Origin of the sequence: Nocardioides currus (assembly GCF_003057875.1) — a bacterium.
Classification (GTDB): domain Bacteria; phylum Actinomycetota; class Actinomycetes; order Propionibacteriales; family Nocardioidaceae; genus Nocardioides; species Nocardioides currus.
Genome location: NZ_PYXZ01000006.1, coordinates 82,721 through 98,169, shown reverse-complemented (window position 1 = coordinate 98,169; position 15,449 = coordinate 82,721). Strand labels below are relative to the sequence as shown.

20 protein-coding genes are annotated in these 15,449 nt (G+C 72.1%); 9 read left to right on the top strand and 11 right to left on the bottom strand.

All coding sequences use genetic code 11. From position 1 onward, the window contains the following. Positions 1 to 4 precede the first annotated feature (4 nt). Positions 5 to 1,435, bottom strand: coding sequence for a hypothetical protein (locus C7S10_RS14145; RefSeq protein ID WP_108345086.1), 1,431 nt, complete (start codon positions 1,433 to 1,435; stop codon positions 5 to 7). Further along, positions 1,432 to 1,923: an RNA polymerase sigma factor gene (locus C7S10_RS14140; protein ID WP_243395382.1), complete on the bottom strand. Its 492-nt coding sequence runs from the start codon at positions 1,921 to 1,923 to the stop codon at positions 1,432 to 1,434. The genes C7S10_RS14145 and C7S10_RS14140 overlap by 4 nt, the downstream gene beginning before the upstream one ends. Before the next feature lie 78 nt (positions 1,924 to 2,001). Between C7S10_RS14140 and C7S10_RS14135 the strand changes: the two genes are divergently transcribed. Further along, complete coding sequence (locus C7S10_RS14135) at positions 2,002 to 2,373, top strand: thioesterase family protein (RefSeq protein WP_108345288.1); 372 nt, start codon at positions 2,002 to 2,004, stop codon at positions 2,371 to 2,373. Positions 2,374 to 2,449: 76 nt separating this feature from the next. Here C7S10_RS14135 and C7S10_RS23180 read toward each other — a convergent pair whose 3' ends face one another. The 5 genes from C7S10_RS23180 to C7S10_RS14115 all read right to left on the bottom strand — a co-directional run bounded on the left by C7S10_RS23180 (position 2,450) and on the right by C7S10_RS14115 (position 5,016). Next, on the bottom strand, positions 2,450 to 2,524 hold the full coding sequence (locus C7S10_RS23180) for a 50S ribosomal protein bL37 (protein ID WP_369759046.1): 75 nt from the start codon (positions 2,522 to 2,524) through the stop codon (positions 2,450 to 2,452). 59 nt (positions 2,525 to 2,583) lie between these two features. After that, positions 2,584 to 2,862 carry a mycothiol system anti-sigma-R factor gene (rsrA, locus tag C7S10_RS14130; RefSeq protein WP_108345085.1) on the bottom strand — a complete coding sequence of 93 codons (279 nt, stop codon included), beginning with the start codon at positions 2,860 to 2,862 and terminating at the stop codon, positions 2,584 to 2,586. Further along, complete coding sequence (locus C7S10_RS14125) at positions 2,862 to 3,497, bottom strand: sigma-70 family RNA polymerase sigma factor (protein WP_108345286.1); 636 nt, start codon at positions 3,495 to 3,497, stop codon at positions 2,862 to 2,864. Before C7S10_RS14125 ends, rsrA begins: the two co-directional genes overlap by 1 nt. Positions 3,498 to 3,619: 122 nt before the next feature. Next, a complete protein-coding gene (locus C7S10_RS14120; RefSeq protein WP_108345084.1) occupies positions 3,620 to 4,273 on the bottom strand; it encodes an alpha/beta hydrolase family protein in 654 nt (217 codons plus the stop codon). Then, a complete protein-coding gene (locus C7S10_RS14115) occupies positions 4,270 to 5,016 on the bottom strand; it encodes an SOS response-associated peptidase (RefSeq protein WP_108345083.1) in 747 nt (248 codons plus the stop codon). The genes C7S10_RS14120 and C7S10_RS14115 overlap by 4 nt, the downstream gene beginning before the upstream one ends. Positions 5,017 to 5,069: 53 nt before the next feature. Here C7S10_RS14115 and C7S10_RS14110 point away from each other — a divergent pair, with 53 nt between their 5' ends. The 3 genes from C7S10_RS14110 to rsgA are packed head-to-tail and all read left to right on the top strand — an operon-like array spanning position 5,070 to position 7,909. Further along, complete coding sequence (locus C7S10_RS14110) at positions 5,070 to 5,594, top strand: DoxX family protein (RefSeq protein ID WP_108345082.1); 525 nt, start codon at positions 5,070 to 5,072, stop codon at positions 5,592 to 5,594. A gap of 21 nt (positions 5,595 to 5,615) precedes the next feature. Beyond that, a complete protein-coding gene (aroA, locus tag C7S10_RS14105; protein ID WP_108345081.1) occupies positions 5,616 to 6,908 on the top strand; it encodes a 3-phosphoshikimate 1-carboxyvinyltransferase in 1,293 nt (430 codons plus the stop codon). Then, on the top strand, positions 6,905 to 7,909 hold the full coding sequence (gene rsgA, locus C7S10_RS14100) for a ribosome small subunit-dependent GTPase A (protein ID WP_108345080.1): 1,005 nt from the start codon (positions 6,905 to 6,907) through the stop codon (positions 7,907 to 7,909). Before aroA ends, rsgA begins: the two co-directional genes overlap by 4 nt. On the opposite strand, the gene C7S10_RS14095 is transcribed toward rsgA, so the two are convergent. Continuing rightward, the gene (locus C7S10_RS14095; RefSeq protein ID WP_108345079.1) at positions 7,906 to 8,373 is read right to left on the bottom strand and encodes a DUF2231 domain-containing protein; all 468 of its coding nucleotides are present in this window, start codon (positions 8,371 to 8,373) and stop codon (positions 7,906 to 7,908) included. The two genes, rsgA and C7S10_RS14095, sit on opposite strands and share 4 nt — an antisense overlap. Before the next feature lie 74 nt (positions 8,374 to 8,447). Here C7S10_RS14095 and hisN point away from each other — a divergent pair, with 74 nt between their 5' ends. The 3 genes from hisN (at position 8,448) to C7S10_RS14080 (ending at position 10,225) form a co-directional block, all read left to right on the top strand. Then, positions 8,448 to 9,335, top strand: a complete 888-nt coding sequence (hisN, locus tag C7S10_RS14090; RefSeq protein WP_108345078.1) for a histidinol-phosphatase — start codon at positions 8,448 to 8,450, stop codon at positions 9,333 to 9,335. Positions 9,336 to 9,397: 62 nt separating this feature from the next. Next, positions 9,398 to 9,829, top strand: coding sequence for a CBS domain-containing protein (locus C7S10_RS14085; RefSeq protein WP_108345077.1), 432 nt, complete (start codon positions 9,398 to 9,400; stop codon positions 9,827 to 9,829). Between the two features lie 27 nt (positions 9,830 to 9,856). Then, the gene (locus C7S10_RS14080; RefSeq protein ID WP_108345076.1) at positions 9,857 to 10,225 is read left to right on the top strand and encodes an FKBP-type peptidyl-prolyl cis-trans isomerase; all 369 of its coding nucleotides are present in this window, start codon (positions 9,857 to 9,859) and stop codon (positions 10,223 to 10,225) included. Between the two features lie 88 nt (positions 10,226 to 10,313). Here C7S10_RS14080 and C7S10_RS14075 read toward each other — a convergent pair whose 3' ends face one another. The 3 genes from C7S10_RS14075 to C7S10_RS14065 are packed head-to-tail and all read right to left on the bottom strand — an operon-like array spanning position 10,314 to position 13,526. After that, positions 10,314 to 11,936 (bottom strand): AMP-binding protein, encoded by a 1,623-nt coding sequence (locus C7S10_RS14075; RefSeq protein ID WP_108345285.1) that lies wholly within the window; start codon positions 11,934 to 11,936, stop codon positions 10,314 to 10,316. 26 nt (positions 11,937 to 11,962) lie between these two features. Beyond that, positions 11,963 to 12,208, bottom strand: a complete 246-nt coding sequence (locus C7S10_RS14070; RefSeq protein ID WP_108345075.1) for an RNA-binding S4 domain-containing protein — start codon at positions 12,206 to 12,208, stop codon at positions 11,963 to 11,965. A 46-nt stretch (positions 12,209 to 12,254) separates the two neighbouring features. After that, complete coding sequence (locus C7S10_RS14065; protein ID WP_243395381.1) at positions 12,255 to 13,526, bottom strand: DUF445 domain-containing protein; 1,272 nt, start codon at positions 13,524 to 13,526, stop codon at positions 12,255 to 12,257. Positions 13,527 to 13,563: 37 nt separating this feature from the next. Here C7S10_RS14065 and C7S10_RS14060 point away from each other — a divergent pair, with 37 nt between their 5' ends. Next, positions 13,564 to 13,959: an FAD synthase family protein gene (locus C7S10_RS14060; RefSeq protein WP_108345074.1), complete on the top strand. Its 396-nt coding sequence runs from the start codon at positions 13,564 to 13,566 to the stop codon at positions 13,957 to 13,959. Next, a complete protein-coding gene (locus C7S10_RS14055) occupies positions 13,959 to 15,407 on the top strand; it encodes an MXAN_6640 family putative metalloprotease (RefSeq protein ID WP_108345073.1) in 1,449 nt (482 codons plus the stop codon). Before C7S10_RS14060 ends, C7S10_RS14055 begins: the two co-directional genes overlap by 1 nt. The last annotated feature ends 42 nt before the right edge of the window (positions 15,408 to 15,449 follow it).

The following is a 15,449-nucleotide window of genomic DNA, read 5'->3' as shown; positions in this document are numbered from 1 at the left end:
TCCCTCAGCACCGGTGCCCGGTGGACGGGTCCGCGACGTCGTCGAAGCACAGCGTGGCTCGCGGCACCGCGGTCATCGAGCGCGGGCCGGCGACGACCCACGACCAGACCTCCCACGGACCGGACCCGTCCTCGCTGGTCGCCACCGCCGTGAACAGCTCGCCGTTGTCAGTGAGCCAGGTCCGGAACGCGCGCCGGTCGTCGACGTACCCGGTGCCGAGGGGGGTCGCACCCACCGGCTCGAGGACGACCATCTCGTCCCCGTCCTGCACCAGGACCTGCATCGCGGACGGCTCGTCGCCGTCCTCGGAGGCGACCAGCAGCGAGGCACCGTCGTGGAAGAGGCCGCTGGGCTGCGTCGTGAAGACCCGGAGCTCGGCGCCGAGCCGGATCGGCGTCCGAATCGTGCGACCGTCCGCCCCCTCCACGACCACGGCAACCTCGGCGTCCGGCTCGGGCTCGACCCGGACGTCGAAGGCGTAGCCGGTGTCGACCGAGAACCCCTCGCCGACGCCGACCCGGTCGTCGGCGACCGGCGCCAGCACCGGCAGGCCGTCGGCGTCGCCGGCCCGGCACGGGCGCCGGCCCTCGGGGACGGACACGACGCACGGCGTCGCCGCGGGCTCGGGCACCAGCACCCCGTCGTCGCGCAGCCGCCAGCGCACCACGTCCATCAGGTAGTCCTCCGGCCGGAAGAGGCTCATCCCGCTCGCGGCGAAGGTGTTGACGGAGCTGCCCGACAGGAGCGTGCCGTCCTCGATCCAGTAGTCGTGCAGCCGCACGATGTCGTAGAGGTCCGTGCCACCGGCCTCGGCGGTGGTCCCGATGCGGAGCAGGTCGGGATCGGTGGGCGGCGCTTCCACCAGCATCCCGTCACGCAGGTCGAGCACCACCGGGACGGTCGTCATGTCGTCCTCGGAGTGGTAGAGCACGAGCTCCTCGTCGCCGTCCCCGTCGGCGTCGATCGGGTCGAGCGGCGCGACCCCGATCGTCGTCCCCAGGGCCACCACTCCGTACGCCGCGGACCCGTCAGAGCTCAGCGTGGTGTCCAGTCGCACCCTGCCGTCCGCCTTCGCGCCGGGCTCACCGCTGAACCGCACCTTCTCCTCGACGCCGTCGCCGTCGAGGTCGATCCCGGCCGGCGGCGAGAGCCGGGCGCGGTCCCAGCCGCGACCGATGTCGGGCGGGACCACGACCTCCGGCGCGTCGGGCTCGGGCGCCGGGTCCACGTCGTCCTGGTGGCGCGGCAACCACACGGTGAGCCCGAGGGCCAGCAGCACGCAGGCGGCCGCGGCCAGGACGACCAGCGGACGTCGGCGCAGCGGCACCGCCGCGGCCGGCAGCAGGGTCGGGGAGATGTGCTCCGGGCGGACCTGCTCGGCACGGGCCGCCAGCGCCGCGCTGATCCGGTTCTCCAGGTCGGTCGGCGTGCTCATCGCTCCTCCTCCGTGCGGTCCAGGGTCTTCTCGAGGGCGGCCAGCGCACGACTGGCCGTCGACTTCACGGTGCCGGTGCTGATGCCGAGGGTCGCGGCGATCTCCGCCTCCGAGAGCCCCGACCAGTAGCGCAGCACCACCACCTCACGCTGGCGCGGCGAGAGCTGCTGCAACGCGTCGACGACTTCGCGGTGTTCCTCCGCGAGCACCGACCGGTCCTCCGGGCTCCCCGGCTCCACCTCGTGGGGCGGCACGTAGGCGCGCGCCGTCCGGCGACGACGCAGCGCCGAGCGGGCCGTGTTGACGACCGAGACCCGCAGGTAGGCCAGCGCCTTGGACGGGTCGTCGAGACGACCGCTGCGCCGGGTCAGGCCGGCGAAGGCGTCCTGCACGACGTCCTCGGCCGAGGCGAGGTCGTCGACGAGCAGCACGGCGAGGCGGACGAGGGAGAGCCGGTGGGCGGCGTAGAGCTCCGCGAGGTCGGTCACGGGTCTCCTCGCGTCGCTCAGCTGGTCGGTGGTCACGTCAGGTAGACGCCCGAGCAGTCGGATGGTTGCCTTGCGAGCATGCCCGACCTGAACGCCACGCTGTCCTTCACGGTGACCGACGACGACACCGCTGTCGCAGTCGGCAGTGGTTCGCTGCCGGTGCTCGGCACCCCGCGGCTGCTGGCGTGGTGCGAGGCAGCGACCTGCGCGGCCATCGAGTCGGCGCTGCCAGACGGCGCCACCAGCGTCGGCACGCGGGTCCAGCTCGAGCACCTCGCCGCGAGTCCGGTGGGCGCCGTCGTGGAGGTGAGCGCCTCAGCGGCGTACGTCGACGGGCGGCTGCACCGCTTCACGGTCTCCGCGCGGGACACCGCCGGCGGTCGTGTGGTCGGCGCCGGCGAGGTGACCCGGGTCGTGGTCGACGCGGAGCGGTTCATGTCGCGGGTCTAGGACCGACCGCCTGGGTCCGGACGCAGCGAACCCCCGGCCGATGAGGATCGGGCCGGGGGTCAGCAGTTGGATGCGCTCAGGCGTTGGGGCGCTTGCCGTGGTTCGCGCCCTTCTTCTTGCGAGCGCGGCGCTTGCGTCCGGTCTTGCCCATGATGTCCTCCAGAAGTAGATCGACGGTCATCTTCTCAAAAGAGCGGCGAACCGGCTAATTCAGCCCTCGCTGATGCGGACCTGGACCTCGCGGATCTGGATCCGCACCCGCTCGCGCAGGCCGTCGGGTGCCGACTCCTTGCAGGAACGGGCCACGACCTGCTTGACCGTCCGCTGGAGGTCGTACTTCTCCAGGCACGGGCCGCACTCGTCGAGGTGCACCTGCACCTCGGAGCAGTCGGCCTCGTCGAGCTCGTTGTCGAGGAAGAACACGATGCGCTCGAGGTAGTCCGAGCAGTCGTCCTGGCTGTGGCCGTGCTGGCCGGTGGGCTCGGTCATCACTTGCCCTCCGTCGCGCCGCTGGGGAGCAGGTCGTTGGCGCGGACGTGGTCGGAGAGCATGTCGCGCAGCTGGCGCCGCCCGCGGTGCAGGCGGGACATCACGGTGCCGATGGGGGTGTCCATGATCTCGGCGATCTCCTTGTAGGGGAATCCCTCGACATCGGCGAGGTAGACCGCCAGGCGGAACTCCTCGGGCAGTCGTTGCAGGGCGTCCTTGACCTCGGAGTCGGGGAGGTGCTCCAGCGCCTCCATCTCCGCGGACTTGAGGCCGGTCGAGCTGTGCGACTCCGCCCGGGCCAGCTGCCAGTCCTCGACCTCTTCGGCCATCGACTGCTGCGGCTGGCGCTGCTTCTTGCGGTAGGTGTTGATGTAGGTGTTGGTGAGGATCCGGTAGAGCCAGGCCTTGAGGTTGGTGCCGGGCTTGAACTGGTGGAACGCGGAGTAGGCCTTCGCGAAGGTCTCCTGCACCAGGTCCTCGGCGTCGGCCGGGTTGCGGGTCATGCGCATCGCGGCGCCGTACAGCTGGTCGAGGAACGGCAGCGCGTCCCGCTCGAACCGGGCCGAGCGCTCGTCGGCGGTCTCGGTCTCGAGCAGGTCGTCGGGCACGACGGTTTCGGAGAGTGAGTCAGTCATCGCCTTCCACACTACCGCCGCCTGGGCGTCGTCCAGCTCTCGTGGACGTTCTCGGGTTGCCTGCATGACGTCCTCAACGCGACGGGTGTCGCGGTGATTCCCACCGGTTCCGGGCAGGGCGTTCAGCCGGGGCCGGCGATGTCGCGCACCAGCCACTCGAGGGTCGACTCGACGACGACGGCCCAGCACTCCTCCTGCGACAGCGCGGCCCGCTTCGGCACCGCCAGCCCGTGGTCGGCCTCGGGGACGACGGTCAGGTCGAGCCGCGCGACGTCGGTGGGGAACTCCTCGGGGCGGCCCATCGGGTCGCGCTCCCCCTGCACGACCAGCACCGGCACCCCCGCACCCCGGAGCTCCTCGACCCGCGACTTCTCCGGCCTCCCTGGCGGGTGCAGCGGGAAGGACAGCGCGAGCACGCCGCGCGCTCCCAGCTGCTGCGCGCAGCGCGCGGCCGACCGGGCACCCGCCGACCGGCCGCCGACGACGAGAGGCACCCGCGACCGCAGGGTGCCGGCGGCGGCGACGAGGCCCACGTCGAGTGTGGGCGGAGGCGAGGCCACCTTCCGGCCCGCCACGTGCCACGGCTGCTCGAGGAGCAGCACGCTCACGCCGTGCCCGGGCAGCGCGTCAGCCAGCGCGACCAGGTCGGGCGCGTCGACCCCGCGGCCGGCGCCGTGGCTCATCAGGAGGGTGACGAGGGGCTTGGTGGCCCGGCGGACGTGGAGCCGCCCCTCGCCGTACGGCGTCGAGACGCTGCGCACCACGGCCTTGGTCATGCGAGCGCGTCCTCCAGCGGCAGCGGCTCCACCAGCTCCGGGCCGTTGTTGCGCACGTTGCTGACCAGCGGCGCGACGGGGTAGGCCTCGAGCGCCCCGGGCGCCGCGGGCACGAGCAGCGACAGCTCGCCGCCGACCCGCGGGTCGAGCCACTCGGCCCAGCGGTCCCGCTCGACCATGAGCGGCATCCGGTCGTGGATGTGCCCGAGGGAGTCCTCGGCCTGGGTCGTCAGGACCGTGCAGGTCCACCGGAAGCGGTCGGGGTCGTCCTCGGCCCGCGTCGGGTCGCGCCAGATCTCGTACAGCCCGGCCATCGCGAGCACCCCGCCGTCGGTGGGGCGGATGAAGTAGGGCTGCTTGACCGGCTTGCCCTTGGCGTTGGTCTGCGAGGTGGGATACCACTCGAAGTAGCCGTCGGCGGGCAGCAGGCAGCGACGCACCGCGAAGGCCTTCTTGTACGCGGGCTTCTCGGCGACGGTCTCCATCCGCGCGTTGATCATCCGGTTGCCGATGCTCGGGTCCTTGGCCCACGACGGCACCAGTCCCCAGGTGAGGACGCGGAGCTGGCGCTGCGGCGGCTCCTCCGACTCACGCGACGGAGGCCGTTCGACGACGGCGTAGACCTCCTTGGTCGGCGCGACGTTGTAGTCCGCGGCCAACGGGGCCGGCGTGCGGTCCTCGACGACCTCGAACTCCTCCATCAGGTCGTCGGGCTGTCGGGACGAGGCATAGCGGCCGCACATGGACCCAGCCTAGGGGTGGTCCGCTCCCACGGATGGTCGTCTAGTTTGGAGCCATGACCGTCACCAGGCTGATCGCCCGCCCGCTGCTCGCCTCGATGTTCGTCGTCGGTGGCCTCGACTCGGTGAGGAACGCCAAGCAGAAGGCACCCGCCGCCGCCCCCGTGACCGACAAGATCGCGCCCCTGGCCCAGAAGGCCGTGCCGCAGTTCCCCAGCGACCCCGAGACCCTGGTCCGCCTCAACGGCGCCGCCCAGCTGGTCGCCGGCCTGGCGCTGGCGACCGGCCGCGCCCCGCGCCTGTCGGCGACCGTGCTCGCCGCCTCCCTCGTGCCGACCACGCTGGCCGGCCACCGCTTCTGGGAGGAGACCGACCCGAAGACCAAGGGCATGCAGCGCATCCAGTTCCTCAAGAACGCCTCGATGTTCGGCGGCCTGCTGCTGGCCGGGGTCGACACCGAGGGCAAGCCGGGCGTGGCCTGGCGCGCACGCCGCGCGGCCGCCGACGTCAAGCGCGAGGCACGCCAGCTCGCCAAGGACGCCCGCCACGAGGCCAAGCTGGCGAAGGCCCAGCTGACCTGAGGCACCGATAGGGTTGCGCGGGTGACCCCTCTCGCGGACCCGTGGCCGGCTCCCCGCCCGTCCGCACCGGTCGAGCGGGTCGTGTCCCTGCCCGGCAGCAAGTCGCTCACCAACCGCGCGCTGGTGCTCGCCGCCCTGGCCGATGCTCCGAGCGTCGTACGCCGCCCGTTGCGCTCGCGCGACACCCTGCTGATGGCCGCGGGGCTCTCGGCGATGGGCGTCGGTGTCGTCGACGAGGGTGACGACTGGCGGGTCACCCCGGCGGCGCTGACCTCCGACGCCGAGGTCGACTGCGGGCTCGCCGGCACGGTCATGCGCTTCGTGCCGCCGGTCGCCGGCCTCTCGAGCGGCACGATCGCCTTCGACGGCGACCCGCACATGCGCCAGCGTCCCGTCGGCGAGGTGCTGTCGGCATTGGCCGGGCTGGGCGTCGACATCGACGACGGCGGTCGCGGCTCGCTGCCGTTCGTCGTGCGCGGCGCCGGCTCGGTGCGCGGCGGCACCGTGGTCATCGACGCCTCGGCGTCGTCCCAGTTCATCTCCGCCCTGCTGCTGGCGGGCGCTCGCTACGACACCGGCGTCGACGTCCGACACGACGGCAAGCCGGTCCCCTCGCTCCCCCACATCGAGATGACCGTCGCCATGCTCCGCGCCCGCGGGGTCGAGGTCGACGACAGCGACCCCAACCGGTGGGCCGTGGCCCCCGGCCCGATCACGGCGACCGACGAGGCGATCGAGCCCGACCTGTCCAACGCCGCTCCATTCGTGGCGCTGGCCGCCACCACCGGCGGCGCCATCACCATCCGCGACTGGCCCCGCTCGACGACCCAGCCCGGCGACGAACTGCGCGACGTGCTCACCCGGATGGGCTGCGACGTCGCCCTCGACGACGCCGGGCTGACCGTCCGCGGCAGCGGCGCCCTGCACGGCGTCGACCTGGACCTGCACGACATCGGGGAGCTCACCCCCGCGATCGCCGCCCTGTGCGCGTTGGCCGACTCGCCCTCGCACCTGCGCGGTGTCGGGCACATCCGCCACCACGAGACCGACCGCCTGGCCGCGCTCGCGACCGAGCTCGGCAACCTCGGCGCCGACGTCACCGAGCACCCCGACGGCCTCTCGATCCGCCCGGCGTCGCTCCGCGGCGGCGTCTTCCGGACCTACGCCGACCACCGGATGGCCCACGCGGGCGTCATCATCGGCTCGGCCGTCGAGGGGGTGCTGGTCGAGGACATCGCCACGACCTCCAAGACCTTCCCCGACTTCGCCGGCGCCTGGCTGGACCTGACCGGGACGGACCTGGCGGGCCAGTGACCAACCGCTACACCGACCACGACGCCGAGCACTACGAGCGACCCCGCCGCCGCACCCGGCCCCGCACCAAGGACCGTCCCACCTACGACGACGCCGTCGACGGCGTCGTCGTCACCGTGGACCGCGGCCGCTTCACGCTGCTCATCGACGGCGCGGTCGTGATGGCGATGAAGTCGCGCCCGCTCGGCCGCAAGGGCGTGGTCGTCGGCGACCGCGTGCGCGTGGTCGGCGACGTGACCGGGTCCGCCGGCTCGCTGGCCCGGATCGTCGAGGTCGTGCCGCGCACGACCACGCTGCGGCGTACGGCGGACGACGACGACCCAGTCGAGCGGGTGATCGTCTCCAACGCCGACCAGCTCGTCGTCGTCACCGCGCTCGCCGACCCCGAGCCCCGACCACGCCTGATCGACCGGGCGCTGGTGGCGGCGTTCGACGCCGGCATGGCCCCGCTCCTGTGCCTGACCAAGGCCGACCTCGCCGATCCCGAGGTCCTCCTCTCGACCTACCGCTCGCTCGGCGTGCCGTGGGTGGTGACCGAGCGCGGCGGCGACCTGTCCGAGGTCCGCGACCGGCTGCGCGGGCGCACCAGCGTCCTCGTCGGCCACTCCGGCGTCGGGAAGTCGACGCTGGTCAACGCGCTGGTGCCCGACGCCAACCGCGACGTGGGCATCGTCAACGCCGTGACCGGACGCGGCCGGCACACCTCGACCTCGGCCTACCTCCTCGAGCTGCCGGGGCCGGACGGTCGCGGGGAGGGCTGGATCATCGACACCCCGGGCATCCGTTCGTTCGGCCTCGCGCACGTGCAGCCGGAAGACCTGATCAGCGCGTTCCCCGACCTCGAGGAGATGACCGAGGACTGCCCGCGCGGCTGCACCCACGGCACCGACGAGCCCGAGTGCGGGCTCGACCAGGCGGTCGCCGACGGGGAGGCCGACCCGGACCGGGTCGAGTCGTTCCGGCGACTGCTCGCCGCGCGCGAGGGCGCGGCGGACCACTAGCCCCAGACGGCCTGCGCGCCGGAGTCACCGGCGAGGAACACCAGCACCATCAGGGCGAGCGAGCCGATCACCAGCAGGCCGGTGGCGACGCCGCCGAGGACTCCGCGCGAGGTGGCGGCTCCGCGACCGGACGTCAGCGCCGACGTGCCGCCCATCGCCCAGGCGGCGAATGCGGCCACGGGCACGAAGAGCACCGATACGAGCCGCAGCCGCTCGCCCCACTCCTCGTGGTCCTCCACGATCGGCTCCAGCTCGGGGCGGGAGTCGAGCAGCGACTCCCCCGCCTGCACGGCCACCACGGACGCGATCGCGACGATCACGGCCAGCACCACGAGCGGCCAGCGGAGCAGCCAGCGCCACCGCGGGACGAACGCGTAGGCGAGCCCGACCAGGCCGGCCAGCGGCCCGAGGATGACGACGGCGTGAACGACCAGGGGGTGCAGCGGCAGACCGTTGATCTCCATGGGAGGAACCGTAGGGCCCGTTCCTGTGTGGTGCCTTCGTACCTTGGTACTAGTCCCACACCTACCCTGTCCCCATGCCCACCTCCGGCCCTGCCGACTTCACCGACGACCTGCGGCTCGCGCACGTGCTCGCCGACGACGCCGACTCCTTGTCGATGTCGCGGTTCAAGGCACTGGACCTGCACGTGATGAGCAAGCCCGACCTGACTCCCGTGACGGACGCTGACCGCGGGGTGGAGGACGGCATCCGCCGTACCCTGTCGCGGGTCCGCTCCCGCGACGCCGTCCTCGGCGAGGAGCAGGGCTCGACCGGCCACAGCCAGCGCCAGTGGATCATCGACCCGATCGACGGCACCAAGAACTTCGTCCGCGGCGTGCCGGTGTGGGCGACCCTGATCGCCCTCGCGGTCGACGACGAGGTCGTGGTCGGCGTCGTCTCCGCGCCCGCGCTGCAGCGCCGCTGGTGGGCCTCGAAGGACGGGGGCGCCTGGACCGGCCGCTCGCTGCTCAAGGCCACGCGCTGCGAGGTCTCGGACGTACGCCGCCTCGAGGACGCGTCCCTGTCCTACAGCTCGCTGTCGGGGTGGGACGAGCGCGACCGGCTCCAGGACTTCGTCTCGCTCACGCGGCGCTGCTGGCGCACCCGCGCCTACGGCGACTTCTGGTCCTACATGCTGCTCGCCGAGGGCACCGTCGACCTCGCCGCGGAGCCGGAGCTGCAGACCTACGACATGGCGGCGCTCGACATCGTGGTGCGCGAGGCCGGCGGCCGGTTCACCGCGCTCGACGGGACCGACGGCCCCTTCGGCGGCAACGCGATCGCCAGCAACGGGCACCTGCACGAGGCGGCCCTCGCGTTCCTCGGCTCGATGCCCCACGACGACGCCGACCCCGACTCGCGCCCGGCCGGTGCCGGATCCGTGCACGACCTCCGGTCGCGGCAGACGCCGGCTCCCGACTAGCGGCCCTGTCGGGACAGGTCGCGATTCGCTAGCGTGGCGCCGACACGACCTTGGAGGTAGCCATGCGCATCAACGACGTCATCAAGGCCAAGTCCAGCCACGACGTGATCACCATCCGGCCCGACGCCACCGTCCGCGAGCTCGTCGACCTGCTCACCGAGCACAACGTGGGCGCGCTCATCGTGAGCGTCGACGGCGAGAGCGTCGACGGGATCGTGAGCGAGCGGGACGTCGTGCGCCACCTCCACGACCGTGACGACGTGCTCGCGGCGCTCGTCAGCGAGATCATGACCTCGACGGTGCGCACCTGCGAGGGCAGCGAAGCGCTGACCGAGCTGATGCAGGTGATGACCGACCACCGCATCCGGCACGTGCCGGTCCTGACCGACGGCAAGCTGACCGGCATCATCAGCATCGGAGACGTGGTGAAGAATCGCATCGGCGAGCTCGAGTTCGAGCGCGACCAGCTGGACAGCTACGTCCACCAGACCTGACACCGAAACGAAGGAAGAGGCAGCCGCATGGACAAGCCCGACGTCGACCCGCACATGGGAGACGCTCCCGCCGACCTGGAGGTCACCGACCTCGTGGAGGGCGACGGCGCCGAGGCCACGGCCGGCTCGACCGTCTCGGTCCACTATGTCGGCGTGGCCCACTCGAGCGGCGAGGAGTTCGACGCCTCCTACAACCGGGGCGCCCCGCTCGACTTCCGCCTCGGCATCGGACAGGTCATCCAGGGCTGGGACACCGGCGTGCAGGGGATGAAGGTCGGCGGTCGTCGTCGTCTCGTCATCCCGCCGCACCTGGGGTACGGCGACCGCGGGGCCGGCGGCGCCATCAAGCCCGGCGAGACGCTGATCTTCGTGGTGGACCTGCTCGAGGTCCGCTGACCCACCGCGTGACGGCGGTGCCACGCAGCCACCCGGTGGCTGCCGGGCACCGCCGTCGGCGATTTCAGCGGTGGCGGGTGGCGACCGCTCAGGCGAGGCCGAGCTGCCGGGCGGTCTCGTCGCGCATCTGCACCTTGCGGATCTTGCCCGTCACCGTCATCGGGAACTCGTCGACGACGAGGACGTAGCGCGGGATCTTGTAGTGGGCGAGCTTGCCGGTCGCGTACGCCCGGACCGCTTCCGCGTCGAGGGGGGTCGCCCCGGGCCGCATCCGGACCCAGGCGGCCAGCTCCTCGCCGTACTTCTCGTCGGGGACGCCGATCACCTGCACGTCCTCGATGTCGGGGTGGGCGTAGAGGAACTCCTCGATCTCGCGGGGGTAGATGTTCTCCCCACCCCGGATCACCATGTCCTTGATCCGGCCGACGATGTTGGCGTAGCCGTCCTCGCGCATCACCGCGAGGTCGCCGGTGTGCATCCAGCCGTCGGCGTCGATCGCCTCGGACGTCTTCTCCGGGTCCTCCCAGTAGCCGAGCATCACGCTGTAGCCGCGGGTGCACAGCTCGCCCACCTCGCCGCGCGGCACGGTCTCCCCGGTGACGGCGTCGACGACCTTGACCTCGACGTGCGGGTGCACGCGCCCGATGGTCTCGGTGCGCCGCTCGAGGTCGTCGTCGGTGCGGGTCTGCGTCGAGACCGGCGAGGTCTCCGTCATCCCGTAGGCGATCGAGACCTCCGACATGTGCATCTCGTCGACGCACTTCCTCATCACCTCGATCGGGCAGATCGAGCCGGCCATCACGCCGGTCCGCAGCGAGGACAGGTCGTAGTCGGCGAAGTCGGGGAGGCTCTGCATCGCGATGAACATGGTCGGTACGCCGTACAGGCCGGTGCAGCGCTCGTCCTGGACCGCCTTCAGCGTGGTCGCGGGGTCGAAGCCCGGCGCCGGGATGACCATGGTGGCCCCGTGGGTGGTGCATCCGAGGTTGCCCATGACCATGCCGAAGCAGTGGTAGAAGGGCACCGGGATGCACAGCCGGTCCTCGTGGGTGAAGTTGATCAGCTCGGTGACGAAGAAGCCGTTGTTGAGGATGTTGCGGTGGCTGAGGGTCGCGCCCTTCGGGTAGCCGGTGGTGCCGGAGGTGTACTGGATGTTGATCGGGTCGCCCGGCTCGAGGCCGGCCATCCGCTCGGCGAGGGTTCCCTCGGGCACGTCCGATCCGTCGGCGACCAGCTCCGCCCAGTCGTCGGTGTCGACGAGGACGACCCGGTCGAGGCCCGGGCAGTCGTGGCGGGTCTCGGCGATCATCGCGGCGTAGTCGCTGGTCTTGAAGCTGCTCGCCGCGAGCAGGAGGCGGGTGCCCGACTGGTTGATGGCGTAGGAGAACTCGTGGGTGCGGTAGGCCGGGTTGACGTTGACCAGGATCGCGCCGACCTTGGCGGTGGCGTACTGCGTGATGGTCCACTCCGCGCAGTTGGGCGCCCAGATGCCGACCCGGTCGCCCTTCTCGATGCCGGCGCCGATCAGCCCGCGCGCCAGGGCGTCGACGTCGCGGTCGAGCTCGGCCCAGGTCCAGCGCCGGCCGGACGCGACCTCGACCAGAGCCTCGCGGTCGGGCCAGGTGGCGACCGTCCGCTCGAAGTTGGCGCCGATCGTCTCCTCGAGGAGGGCGGGGCTGGTCTCACCGGCGGCGGTCGAGAGGTCGCTCATGTGAGCGAACATAACCGCACACCGAGCTACCAGGGAACGTCGATCTCCGCCTCGCCCGAGGCGACCCGCGCCGACCGACCGGCCAGGGAGACGACGTCACCGGTCACGAGCTGGCGCCCGCGGCGGGTCTCGACCTCGCCGTTGACGCTGACCTGCTCGTCGGCCAGCAGCGGCTTGGCGTCCGAGCCGGACTCGATCAGGTTGGCCAGCTTGAGGAACTGGCCGAGGCGGATCGTGTCGTCCTTGATCGGGACGTCGACAGGGTTGCTCATGCGGCACCCTGCCTGATGACTCGCTCGCTTCGCTCGCTCATGAGGATCAGTGAACCAGCAGGCTGATGGCGTGGATGAGCACCCCGACGAGTCCACCCACGATCGTGCCGTTGATCCGGATGAACTGGAGGTCGCGCCCGACGTGCAGCTCGATGCGGCGCGCGGCCTCCTTGCCGTCCCACCGCTCGATCGTGTGGGTGATGACGGTGGTCAGCTCGGCGCCGTACCTCTCGACGGCGAAGACCGCGACGTCGGCGGCCGTGCGGTCGAGCTTCTCGCGCAGGGCCGCGTCGGTGCGCAGGCGCTGGGCGAAGGCGTTGAGCTCGGTCAGCAGCCGTTGGCGTACGGCGCCGTCGCGGTCGCGCACCGAGGTGAGCAGCGCGGACCGCATTGCCTTCCACAGCGAGATCGCCGTCGTGACGACCTGCGGGTGGTCGAGCAGGCGCTCCTTGAACCGCTCGGCGCGCTCCTGCGTGCGGGGGTTGGCGAGGAGGTCCTGCCCGAGCTGCGTCAGCATCGAGTCGAGCGCCTCGCGGGCGTGGTGGTCGGGGGTGTCGCGGATGTCGGCGACCCAGCGGATGGCCTCGAGGTGCAGGCGCTGCGTGACCGCCTCGTTGAGCCGTGGCGGCGCCCACCATGGCGCGCGCTCGCTGAGCACCTCGACGAAGGTGTCGCCGTTGTGCACCAGCCAGCGGTGCATCTCCTCCAGCGCCAGGTCGACGACGCCATGGTGCAAGTCGTCGCGCACCGCCTCGGTGAGCAGGCTGCCGAGGATCGGCGAGATCGGCTCGTCGCGGAAGCGCGGCACGAACGCCTCCGTGACCAGGTCCGCGATGTGCTCGTCGCGGACCTTGCCGAGAGCGATCGCGGCGACGTCGGAGACCTCGTCGACGAGCCGCCGGGCGTTGGCGGGGTCGGAGAGCCAGTCGCCGACGCGCGCCGAGATGTTCGCCGAGGCCGTGCGCTCGCGGATGATGTCCTCCTGGAGGAAGTTCTCCCCCACGAACTCCTCGAGCCCCTTGCCCAGCTCGTCCTTGCGCCGCGGGATCAGCGCGGTGTGCGGGATCGGCAGACCGAGCGGGTGCTTGAAGAGCGCGGTCACCGCAAACCAGTCGGCGATGGCGCCGACCATCGACGCCTCGGCGCCGGCGTTGACGAACCCCCACCCGCCGTCGCGGCCCAGCGTGGCGACGTACACGATCGCGGCCAGCACCAGCAGCGAGACCGCGACGGTGCGCATCTTGCGGAGCCCGCGGCGGCGCTCCTCGTCGGCGCCCGGGTCGGGCGTGATCAACGAGACGGGTGCGAGCGTGGCCACGCCGTGATCCTCTCAGGCGGGCGGATACTGTTCGCGCATGCCGCGCACCGTCATCACCTTCGGGACCTTCGACGTCTTCCACGTCGGCCACCTGCGGGTCCTGGAGCGCGCCGCCGCCCTCGGCGACCGCCTGGTCGTGGGCGTCTCCGCCGACGCGCTCAACGAGCGGAAGAAGGGGCGCGTGCCCGTCTTCAGCCAGCGCGAGCGGCTCGCCATCGTCGCGGCCCTGCGGGTCGTCGACGAGGTGTTCGTCGAGGAGAGCCTCGAGCTCAAGCGCGACTACCTCGTCGAGCACGCCGCCGACGTGCTCGTGATGGGCGACGACTGGGCGGGGAAGTTCGACGACCTCGGCGACATCTGCGAGGTCGTCTACCTGCCCCGCACGCCCGCGATCTCGACGACCGCGATCATCGAGCACATCGCGGAGCTCTAGTGCGCCTGATCGCGTCGCTGGCGGTGGCGGTCGTGGCCGCGCTGCTGCCGGTCGTCCCCGCGCACGCCGACCCGGCCCCGCCCGGGGCGAGCGTGGCCTCGCGCGACCGCACGCTCGACCTGCGCGACGCCTGGCTCGAACGCGCCGACGCCTGGTCGGCGCGCGGGTCCGGCCCGGTCGCGGCCCGGCCCAGCGACCCGGCCGACGGGTCCGGCGAGTTCTTCTGGGACCCGGCCGCTCCGCGGGAGCAGCTGTGCGGACCGTCGGCGTGCATCCACTACGTGACGACGACCTCGGACGCACCTCCGCTGACCTCGTCCACGGGCAGCGGCTCCGACTGGGTGCGCCGCAACCTCGAGGTGACCGAGCAGTCGCTGGCGACGATGGCGCGCCTGGGCTATCCCGCAATCCCGTCCGACGGTGGCCGCGGCGAGAGCGCGCAGTTCGACGTCTACCTCGCGGACATCAGCCGCGCCGGTCTCTACGGCTACTGCGTCCCCGAGGCGCCGGTGCCGGGCGCCCCGGGCCATGCCTCGTCCTACTGCGTGTTCGACAACGACTTCACCGGCTTCCCGATGCCCGCCGACGAGAGCCTGCGTGTCACCGCGGCCCACGAGCTCTTCCACGCGGTGCAGTTCGGTCTCGACGTGGCCGAGGACCGGTGGTTCATGGAGTCCACGGCCACGTGGATGGAGGAGCAGGTCGCCGACACCGTCGACGACAACCGGCAGTACCTCTCCGCCGGCCAGCTCGGGCGCCGCCAGACCTCGCTCGACGAGGCCGGCACCGGGCTGGGGATCTACGGCAACTGGATCTTCTTCCAGTTCCTCGCCCAGCGGTACGGCGTCGACGCGGTGCGGCAGGTCTGGGACCTCGCCGACGCCGGCCCGGGCCGTCGCGACGACTTCTCCGTGCAGGCGATCAGGCGATTCGTCGAGGGCCGGCACGACTCGTTCCCCGACGTCTACGCCCGGTTCGTGCTCGCCAACCTGTCGCCGCAGCGCGGGTACGACGAGGGGAGCTCCTACCGGGTCGAGCCGTTCGACGAGACGGTCCGTCTGGGGCGGGGCCGCTCGACCTGGCGCGACCGGCGCATCGGCGTACCCCACCTCACGTCGCGTGCCTTCGCGTTCCGACCGCACGCCGCCCAGCACTCACGGCTGCGGATCGCCGTGGACGCCGCCCGCGCCACCGGCGCGGCGGCCGCGGTGCGCGTCCACCTGAGGTCGGGCCGGATCGCGACGCTGCCGATCCGGCTGAAGCGCGGCACGGGCAGCCGGGTCGTGCGCTTCGCCGGCTCGCACGTGCGCCGGGTGGTGCTCGTGGTGGCAAACGCCTCGACCCGTTACGAGTGCGGCGAGCGGACGCACTTCGCCTGCCAGGGCATCCCCCGCGACGACCACCAGCGCTTCGACGTGACGGCGAGTCTGGTCCGCGCGCGTCGCTGACGTAACCTCGATCGGACCTGCGAGGCTGCAGGTTGCCGTGGT

What these genes read in the sequence shown, in the direction of transcription:
- C7S10_RS14080 (WP_108345076.1), top strand. Translation starts at nt 9,857, where the DNA reads ATGGACAAGCCCGACGTCGACCCGCACATGGGAGACGCTCCCGCCGAC.
- C7S10_RS14070 (WP_108345075.1), bottom strand. Translation starts at nt 12,208, where the DNA reads ATGAGCAACCCTGTCGACGTCCCGATCAAGGACGACACGATCCGCCTC.
- hisN (WP_108345078.1), top strand. Translation starts at nt 8,448, where the DNA reads ATGCCCACCTCCGGCCCTGCCGACTTCACCGACGACCTGCGGCTCGCG.
- C7S10_RS14110 (WP_108345082.1), top strand. Translation starts at nt 5,070, where the DNA reads ATGACCGTCACCAGGCTGATCGCCCGCCCGCTGCTCGCCTCGATGTTC.
- C7S10_RS14085 (WP_108345077.1), top strand. Translation starts at nt 9,398, where the DNA reads ATGCGCATCAACGACGTCATCAAGGCCAAGTCCAGCCACGACGTGATC.
- C7S10_RS14075 (WP_108345285.1), bottom strand. Translation starts at nt 11,936, where the DNA reads ATGAGCGACCTCTCGACCGCCGCCGGTGAGACCAGCCCCGCCCTCCTC.
- C7S10_RS14095 (WP_108345079.1), bottom strand. Translation starts at nt 8,373, where the DNA reads ATGGAGATCAACGGTCTGCCGCTGCACCCCCTGGTCGTTCACGCCGTC.
- C7S10_RS14125 (WP_108345286.1), bottom strand. Translation starts at nt 3,497, where the DNA reads ATGACTGACTCACTCTCCGAAACCGTCGTGCCCGACGACCTGCTCGAG.
- rsrA (WP_108345085.1), bottom strand. Translation starts at nt 2,862, where the DNA reads ATGACCGAGCCCACCGGCCAGCACGGCCACAGCCAGGACGACTGCTCG.
- C7S10_RS14060 (WP_108345074.1), top strand. Translation starts at nt 13,564, where the DNA reads ATGCCGCGCACCGTCATCACCTTCGGGACCTTCGACGTCTTCCACGTC.
- C7S10_RS14145 (WP_108345086.1), bottom strand. Translation starts at nt 1,435, where the DNA reads ATGAGCACGCCGACCGACCTGGAGAACCGGATCAGCGCGGCGCTGGCG.
- C7S10_RS14135 (WP_108345288.1), top strand. Translation starts at nt 2,002, where the DNA reads ATGCCCGACCTGAACGCCACGCTGTCCTTCACGGTGACCGACGACGAC.
- C7S10_RS14120 (WP_108345084.1), bottom strand. Translation starts at nt 4,273, where the DNA reads ATGACCAAGGCCGTGGTGCGCAGCGTCTCGACGCCGTACGGCGAGGGG.
- C7S10_RS14115 (WP_108345083.1), bottom strand. Translation starts at nt 5,016, where the DNA reads ATGTGCGGCCGCTATGCCTCGTCCCGACAGCCCGACGACCTGATGGAG.